The sequence below is a fragment of the Mycobacterium sp. P4_H6 genome, from assembly GCF_056400845.1.
In genome coordinates, this window is the sequence record NZ_JBFUKN010000045.1 from 37,982 (window position 1) to 45,507 (window position 7,526).

8 protein-coding genes are annotated in these 7,526 nt (G+C 69.5%); 4 read left to right on the top strand and 4 right to left on the bottom strand.

Translation table 11 applies throughout. The features are described from left to right. Positions 1–56: 56 nt before the first annotated feature. Entirely contained in the window at positions 57–1,226 is a 1,170-nt protein-coding gene (locus tag AC1DTF_RS19015; protein WP_477475180.1) for a M20 family metallopeptidase, read from the bottom strand. Beyond that, entirely contained in the window at positions 1,223–2,407 is a 1,185-nt protein-coding gene (locus AC1DTF_RS19020) for a M20 family metallopeptidase (protein ID WP_477475181.1), read from the bottom strand. The genes AC1DTF_RS19015 and AC1DTF_RS19020 overlap by 4 nt, the downstream gene beginning before the upstream one ends. An 18-nt stretch (positions 2,408–2,425) precedes the next feature. Between AC1DTF_RS19020 and AC1DTF_RS19025 the strand changes: the two genes are divergently transcribed. Then, on the top strand, positions 2,426–3,220 hold the full coding sequence (locus tag AC1DTF_RS19025; protein WP_477475182.1) for a purine-nucleoside phosphorylase: 795 nt from the start codon (positions 2,426–2,428) through the stop codon (positions 3,218–3,220). Here the strand turns inward: AC1DTF_RS19025 and AC1DTF_RS19030 are convergent. After that, positions 3,217–3,762, bottom strand: coding sequence for a TetR/AcrR family transcriptional regulator (locus AC1DTF_RS19030; protein WP_477475183.1), 546 nt, complete (start codon positions 3,760–3,762; stop codon positions 3,217–3,219). The two genes, AC1DTF_RS19025 and AC1DTF_RS19030, sit on opposite strands and share 4 nt — an antisense overlap. A gap of 110 nt (positions 3,763–3,872) precedes the next feature. Between AC1DTF_RS19030 and AC1DTF_RS19035 the strand changes: the two genes are divergently transcribed. Beyond that, positions 3,873–5,006, top strand: coding sequence for an FAD-dependent oxidoreductase (locus AC1DTF_RS19035; RefSeq protein WP_477475184.1), 1,134 nt, complete (start codon positions 3,873–3,875; stop codon positions 5,004–5,006). 44 nt (positions 5,007–5,050) lie between these two features. Here the strand turns inward: AC1DTF_RS19035 and AC1DTF_RS19040 are convergent, their stop codons facing one another. Then, positions 5,051–6,142: an AbrB family transcriptional regulator gene (locus AC1DTF_RS19040; protein WP_477475185.1), complete on the bottom strand. Its 1,092-nt coding sequence runs from the start codon at positions 6,140–6,142 to the stop codon at positions 5,051–5,053. Between the two features lie 94 nt (positions 6,143–6,236). On the opposite strand from AC1DTF_RS19040, the gene AC1DTF_RS19045 reads away from it, so the two are divergent. Continuing rightward, positions 6,237–6,686 carry a MarR family winged helix-turn-helix transcriptional regulator gene (locus tag AC1DTF_RS19045; protein WP_057166853.1) on the top strand — a complete coding sequence of 150 codons (450 nt, stop codon included), beginning with the start codon at positions 6,237–6,239 and terminating at the stop codon, positions 6,684–6,686. Then, positions 6,683–7,526 (top strand): phosphohexomutase domain-containing protein (locus tag AC1DTF_RS19050; RefSeq protein ID WP_477475186.1); only part of this gene is annotated, 844 nt, incomplete at its 3' end. The genes AC1DTF_RS19045 and AC1DTF_RS19050, both read left to right, overlap by 4 nt.

Here is a 7,526-nt window from a genome sequence, read left to right on the forward strand (position 1 = left end):
CGTGCCTATATATCCACGACGAGGCTGTCAGGCTGACATTGCGGCAAGTACTCGCACTAGACGAGGCCCGACTGCTCCACCAGGTTCACCATGGTGCGCACACCCACCGCCAGCGCCCGCTCATCCAGATCGAAGGTCGGCTGGTGCAGGTCCAGCTGCGCCCCCTGCCCCGACCAGACGCCCAGGCGTGCCATGGCGCCGGGCACTTCCTCCAGGTACCAGGAGAAGTCCTCGCCACCCCCGGACTGGTGGGTGTCGGCCAGCGCGGTCGGCCCGAGCGCCTCGATGGCGTGGGTGAGGATGCGGGTGGACACCTCTTCGTTGACCACCGGCGGTACGCCACGGCGGTAATTCACGCTGTACTCCACGGCCAACGGCGCCAGCAATGACGAAACAATCTCGTGGACAAGCGATTCCAGTGTCAGCCAGGTCTCGCGGCTGGAGGTCCGGATGGTGCCCGCCAGCGTGCCGGTCTGCGGGATCGCATTGGCCGCCACCCCTGCGTTGACTGCACCCCACACCATGACGGTGCTCTTGCGGGGGTCGATACGCCGCGACAGCACCCCGGGCACACCGGTGATCAGGGTGCCCAGTGCGTACACCAGGTCACCGGTCAGGTGCGGCCGCGACGTGTGGCCGCCGGGCGAATGTAGGGTGATCTCGATCGAATCGGCCGCCGAGGTGATCGGACCGAGCCGCACCGCGACCTTGCCCACCTCCAGACGCGGATCGCAGTGCAGGGCGAAAATCCGTGCCACACCGGTCACCGCTCCGGCCGCGACCGCGTCGATCGCACCGCCGGGCATCAGTTCCTCGGCGGGCTGGAAGATCAGCCGCACGCCGACCGGCAGTTCGGGAGCCGATGCCATGGCCAGCCCGGCGCCGAGCAACACGCTGGTGTGCCCGTCATGCCCGCAGGCATGCGCCACGCCGGGAACCGTCGAGGAGAACGGCAGCCCGGTGCGCTCCGCCATCGGCAGGGCATCCATATCGGCACGCAGTGCCACGCGTGGACGGTCCTCGGGCCCGAAATCACATGTCAGGCCGGTCCCCCCGGGCAGCACCTTGGGGTTCAGGCCGGCGTCGGCCAGTCGGGTCGCGACGAATTCGGTGGTCGCGAACTCCTGGCGGCCGAGTTCGGGATGGGCGTGGATGTGGCGGCGCCAGGCGACCAGCTCATCGTGGTGGGCGGCCAGCCACGCGTCGGTGTGTTCCCGCAAGGTCATGACGCCCTCCGCCGGGCCTGTGCCTCCAGCACCCGACCGCGTTCGGTGTCGTTCTGCGCCAGGGCAACGACGGTGCGCGCCAACATGATCGACCCGTCGATGACGGCTTTGTCGGCGCTGGGCCCGGCAGCGGCGGCCGCGAACTGCGGCTGGTGCAGCGAGGCACCGCCGGCATCGATGCTCACCACCGGGTGGATGCCCGGCAGCACCTGGGTGACGTTGCCCATATCGGTACTCCCCAACGGCAAGGCCGCCTCCAATTCCACCGGCAGCGGATGCCGGCCATTGCGGATCATCTCGGCACGGAACACCTCGGCCAGGAAACGGTCGGGCGCCAGCGCGTCATAAGGCGGCGCGGTCTCCCGGACACCGTGTTCGCAGCCGGTGGCCACCGCGCCGGACTCGAAACAGCCGGCCATTTTGGCCTCCAGCAGGCGCAGCGAATTCATGTCGGTGGCACGCATCGTGTACTTCATTTCGGCATGTGCGGGAATGACATTGGTGGCCTGACCGCCGTTGGTGACGATGCCGTGCATCATCTGCCCGGGCGCGAGCTGCTGGCGCAGCAACCCGACGGCCACCTGGGCGACGGTGACCGCGTCGGCGGCGTTGATACCCAGGTAGGGCGCGACCGCGGCATGCGACTCACGCCCCGTGTAGCTGACCGCCACCTCGGAGAGTGCCAGCGAACGGGCCGCGGCCATATCGGCGGGCCCCGGGTGCAGCATGACCGCCGCGGCGATGTCATCGAACGTTCCGGCGTTGAGCAGCAACACCTTTCCGCCACCGGCCTCCTCGGCGGGGGTGCCGATGAGGACGACCGTCAGATCCAGTTCGTCGGCCACCTCGGCCAACGCCAGCGCGGTGCCCACCGCCGAGGCGGCGATGATGTTGTGCCCGCAGGCGTGCCCCATCTCGGGCAGCGCGTCGTATTCGGCGCAGATACCGATCACCAGGGACCCACTGCCGAACTCGGCGCGGAACGCGGTGTCGAGCCCGCCGGGCGCGGCCTGGACGGCGAAGCCACGTTCGGCGACCAGCGCCTGGGTCTTGGCGCAGCTGCGGTGCTCGTCGAACGCGAGCTCCGGTTCGGCGTGGATATCGTGCGACAGTGCGACGAGGTCATCGCGGCGGCGGTTGACGGCGTCCTCGACGATCGACGACGCGCTACCCGTGGACATCCTGGCAGTATCTCACTCGTGTCAGATCCCCAGACGGCCGCCAACGACGCCGCCACCGCGATCAGCGAACAGACCGGGGTGCCCGCCCACGACATCGCCGTGGTCCTCGGGTCGGGATGGGCGCCGGCGCTGAGCGCGCTGGGCGAGCCGTCCGCGTCCGTGGCGATGGCCGACCTGCCCGGATTCACCCCGCCCACCGCGGCCGGGCACCGCGGTCAGGTGCATTCGGTCACCATCGGTGCACACCGCGTGCTGGTGCTCGTCGGGCGCATCCACGCCTATGAGGGCCACGACCTGCAACATGTGGTGCATCCGGTCCGGACCGCGTGTGCCGCCGGGGCCGGCACCGTCATCCTCACCAACGCCGCGGGCGGGCTGCGCCCCGAGTACAGCGTCGGCCAGCCGGTGCTCATCAGCGATCACCTGAATCTGACGGCCCGCTCTCCGCTGGTCGGCGCGCAGTTCGTCGACCTGGTCGACGCCTACGCCCCGCGTCTGCGCGCGATCGCCCGCGAGATCGATCCGACGCTGGCCGAAGGCGTGTACGCCGGGCTGCCCGGGCCGCACTACGAAACGCCCGCCGAGATCCGAATGCTGCGGACCGTGGGCGCCGATCTGGTCGGCATGTCCACGGTGCACGAGACGATCGCCGCGCGCGCCGCCGGCGCCGAGGTGCTGGGCGTGTCGCTGGTGACGAACCTGGCCGCGGGCATGACGGGTCAGCCGCTCAGCCACGACGAGGTGCTGGAAGCGGGCCGGCAGTCGGCGGCCAGGATGGGCGCGCTGCTGGCCGGGGTCATCGCCCGGCTTTAGCCGGTGAGGTACCGCTGCAGCGTGGGCCCGATCCACTCGACCAGCTCGTGGCGCGTCATCTCACGCAGCGGCGGGAATGCCAGCACGTATCGGCACAGCGCCATGCCGAGCACCTGCGAAGCGGCCAGGCTGGCCCGCTTGGGCGCCTGCTCCGCGTCGGCGACGGTCTTCATGATCACCGGCGCCAGTTGGGCCGCGAAGATGGTCCGCATCCGTTCCGCGACAGCCTCATTGGTGACGCCGGCCCGCAGCAGGATGAGCAGTGCCTCGTCGCGTTCCCAGCGCTCCACGAAGTGGTCGGCCAGCGCGGCGCCGATCCCCTCGACGGGGACCTGCGTCAGGTCCGGCAGTTCGAGGTCGAATTCCGCAGCCGCGGCGAACAGATTCTCCTTGTTGCCGTAGTAGCGCATCACCATCGACGGATCGATTCCGGCATCGGCGGCGATGGCCCGGATGGTGGCGCGCTCGTAGCCGTCCGCGGCGAAGCGTTCCCTGGCCGCGGCGAGGATCACCGCCTTGGTCTCGATGGCCGGTCGTCTCATGTCAACGATTGTAGGCCAACAAGTGTTGACATTGAGCCCATGGGCGACCTACCGTTGTCAACAGATGTTGGCCAACAGTTGTTGACAAAGGAGTCGAGATGTCCCCATCCATGACAGACGTACTGGTGGTCGGTGCCGGCCCGGTCGGCCTCACCGCCGCGATCGTGCTCACCCAACGCGGCCACACGGTGACGCTGGTCGACGGTCAACCCGAGGGTGCCAACACCTCACGAGCGGCGGTGGTGCACTCCCGCACCCTCGAATTACTGGAGCCCTACGGCGTGACGCCGGACCTCGTCGCCCGCGGCCTGCACACACCCCGGTTCGCGATCCGGGACCGGGACGCACTGCTCATCGCGATCCCGTTCAGCACCTTGCCGACTCCGTACCCTTACACGCTGATGATCTCGCAGGCCGACACCGAGGCCCTGCTGCTCAAGCAACTGGAGAACCTCGGCGGGCGCGTCCTGCGGCCCGCCACTCTGACGGGAGTCGAGCAGGGTGCCGACGGGGTACTGGCCACGTTCGCCGACGGGCATCAGATCCGGGCCCGCTACCTGATCGGCGCCGACGGCGTGCACAGCACCATCCGCGAACACCTCGCCATCCCCTTCACCGGCAGCACCTATGCCGAATCGTTCGCATTGGCCGACGTGCGCCTGTCCGGGGGCGTCCCCGCCGACGAGGTGATCCTCTACTTTTCTCCGACCGGCCTCGTGGTGCTCGCACCACTGCCCGACGACCGGTACCGCATCGTGGCCACCGTCGAGGACGCCCCGGCACTGCCCGACACCGCATTCGTGCAAGGGCTGCTCGATGAGCGCGGCCCGCAGGACAAGCCCGTCGTCGTCGAGGAAGTGCTGTGGGGCTCGCGGTTCCGGGTGCACCACCGGATCGCCGACACGTTCCGCAGTGACCGGATCCTGCTCGCCGGGGACGCCGCTCATGTCCATTCGCCCGCCGGTGGGCAAGGCATGAACCTCGGTATCGAAGATGCGGTCGCGGCCGGTGAATGCCTGTCCCGGGTGCTGCACGGTGAGCCGGAGACGCTGCTGGACGCCTACGCCACCCAGCGTCGTGAAGTCGCCGGCCGGGTCGTGCAACTGGCCGACCGGCTCACCGACTTGGCCACCCTGTCCGCGCGCAAACGCCCCTTACGCAACGCCATGATGCGGCTCGCCGGGAGGCTGCCCGCGGTGCGCCGCCGCCTCGCGGTCCGACTGTCCGGCCTGGACCGGCGCTGAGAGGCGGACGATCATGCCGGCCAACGGTGTTGCTGCACAGCAGATCAGGTACCGACGAGAACCGCGCGCGGCCGGAAGCGGTCACTGACCCGCACGATCGCCTTGGCCAGGAACGGTGCGGCGAACAGCATCAACAGGATGCGCACCACCTGCGCGGCGATGATGAAGGTGACGTTGGAGCCGGTCTCGACAGCGGTGGCCAGGACTGCGTACACCCCGCCCGGGCTGGTGGCCAGATACCCCTCCAGCGGGGTCAGGCCGGCGAAGTGGGCCAGCAGCGCGCCGAGACCGGCGGTCGCGACGGTCAGCACCACGATCAGTGCCAGCGCCGCAGGAAGAGTGCGTCCGACCGCACGCAGCGAATCGCGGGTGAACGCGACGCCGGCCTGCCAGCCGATCACCAGGTAGCCGACCTGAACCAGCACGGCGGGCACGCTCAAGTCGAACGGCACCCCGCTCAGTTGCCACACCACGGTCAGCGCCAACGGCCCGAGCAGGCCCGCGCCGGGCAGCCGGATCAGCTTGCCGGCCGTGGCCCCGACCAACACCAGACCGACGAGTACCAGGACGCTGAGGTACCAAGGCGCCGAGGAGGTTTGATCGGCCAGTGCGCCATGGTGGGTCCGCTCGGCGCGGTAGATCAGTGTGACGACGATGGGCATGGAGGCCGTCACCAGCGCCACCCGCAGGTACTGCACGACGGCCACGACGCGGTCGTCGGCGCCGAGTTCGCGTGCGATGGCCACCAGGCCGGAAGCGCCGCCGGCAACCATGGCCAACGATCCGGTCAGCGGACTCACGTCACGGCGCAGGCCGAGCAGGGCGCCGAAGACCACGCTGATGAGCAGGGTCGCCACGGCCACACCGAGCACGATCATCCAGTGCGGACCCAGTGCGCCCACGGCGTCGCGCGACACCATGGTCCCGATGTAGACGCCGAGCACGCCCTGCGCGGCGATGCCCACTGTGCGTGGCACCGCCGCGGGGGCCAGGTTCGCCAGCGCAAGGACGATGCCGACCACGAGGGCGGCGAACAGGCCTGCCGAGGGCACGCCGAGGGCGGTGAGCGGAACGGTGGCCGCCACGCTGACCGCCGCCAGCAGGATCCACTTCGCCAGTCCGCGCCACTTCCTCATCAACCAGCACTCCTCTCGATAGCAAGTATGCCCTTGTAATTGCGCTGCGACAAACTGCGATATTCCCCCTAATTGACAAGGTATAACTTGGTATATGGCGCAGCCCGACACCTCGACAGCGACCGAACTGCGGGAATCGGTGATGGCGGTCGCACGTCAACTGCGACGTCACCGACCCGATCACGGCCTGACCCTGAGCCAGATGCAGGTCCTCGCGGAGGTGACCCGCACCGGCGCCGCCACCCCGGCCGAACTGGCCGCCAGGATGCAGGTGCGCGTGCAGTCCCTGACCGACAGCATCAACGGGTTGGCCGCCGCCGGGCTGGTGTCCCGCCGCGCCGATGACGGCGACCGGCGACGACAGCTCGTCGAGCTCACCGACGACGGCACCGCGCTACTGGCCGCCGACCGCGCCGAGCGGGACGCCTGGCTGGACTCCTCGATGCGGGAGAACCTCACCGAGTTGGAGTTCGGGCTGCTGTTGCTGGTGGCCCCGGTGTTGCGCAAGCTCGCCGACGCCGAGGCAGGCACAATCGGGACATGACGTCGGCACAGGACTGGATCGCGCATGACCCCGACCCCGTCACCGCCGCAGAACTGGCCGCCTGCGATGCCGATGAGTTGGCCCGGCGGTTCGCGCATCCACTGACCTTTGGCACCGCCGGATTGCGTGGGCCGCTGCGCGGTGGACCGGACGGTATGAACCTGGCCGTCGTGATGCGCACCACCTGGGCGCTGGCACAGGTGCTCAAGGATCGTTGCCTGGGTGGCTCACCGGTGGTGGTCGGCCGCGACGCCCGGCACGGATCCGAGGAGTTCGCCAGGGCAGCGGCCGAAGTTCTTGCCGCCGAGGGCTTTACCGTCACCCACCTCTACACGCCGGCGCCCACACCGGTGGTGGCGTTCGCCGTACGTCGCCTCGGCGCGGCGGCCGGCGTGCAGATCACCGCGTCGCACAATCCGCCGGCGGACAACGGCTACAAGGTGTTCGCCGACGGCGGCCTGCAGATCATCTCCCCCACCGACCGGGAGATCGAGTCGGCGATCACGCGGGCCCCGCACGCCGACGAAATCGCCCGCACCCCGGTGGAACCCGCGGGCGCCGAGCTGGTGGCGGCCTACCTGGAGCGCGTCGCGACGGTGCGGCGGTCAGCCGGAGAGGTCCGGGTGGCGCTCACCGCGATGCACGGTGTCGGAGGCGAGTTCGCCCTGGATGCATTGGCTTTGGCGGGCGTCGATGATGTGCACGTGGTGGATGCGCAGTTTGCGCCCGATCCGGACTTCCCCACCGTCGCGTTCCCCAACCCCGAAGAGCCCGGCGCCACCGACCTGCTGCTGACGTTGGCCGCCGACGTCGGTGCCGACGTCGCGATCGCGTTGGATC